This window comes from Paenibacillus farraposensis (assembly GCF_020736845.1).
In the GTDB taxonomy this organism is placed as follows: domain Bacteria; phylum Bacillota; class Bacilli; order Paenibacillales; family Paenibacillaceae; genus Paenibacillus; species Paenibacillus farraposensis.
Window position 1 is genome coordinate 1 of sequence record NZ_JAFFQR010000048.1, and the last position, 497, is coordinate 497.

Consider the following 497-nt stretch of genomic DNA (forward strand, 5'->3'; position numbering starts at 1 on the left):
CCTTTTTCCGGCATTACGTACCAGCCGGTATGGCCCCCAGCACTATACACCGTCGAGTAGTTGAACCAATGGGCTTTGCTTGCATCCTGCTCTTTATCACAATCGAGATGGATACGTACCTGATCCTGACGGACGTCCAGTACAACGCCGCTTAGCGAGGCTCCCGCCAGCTTTTCCTGGTAGTAGCTTTTTTGCCGTAAGCCTTTGTACGAGGCAAGCATATATTGATGCCGCAGCAGCCCTTGCCTCATTTCGGTATAGGCTTCCACTACATACAAGCTGTGTCCCTGAAAAGTCATCTGAGCTCCCAAATCCAGCACCTCGTCCGTTTCTACCTCATAGAAAATAAAGTCATTTTCCGTCACCTTGGTCTGCTCGTTTTCCTGAAAATAACGAAAAGGCAGCAACTGCTTGCGTACGGTATAACGGGTATGATCCAGTACCACCTGTGCCGGGCTGTCTTCAATACCAAAATAAAACTTGGGACTGTCAAAACG

The 497-nt window shown here is 49.1% G+C and carries 1 pseudogene; it reads right to left on the reverse strand.

From position 1 onward, the window contains the following. Positions 1–497, reverse strand: a pseudogene (locus JO375_RS08610) (hypothetical protein); the annotation flags it as partial.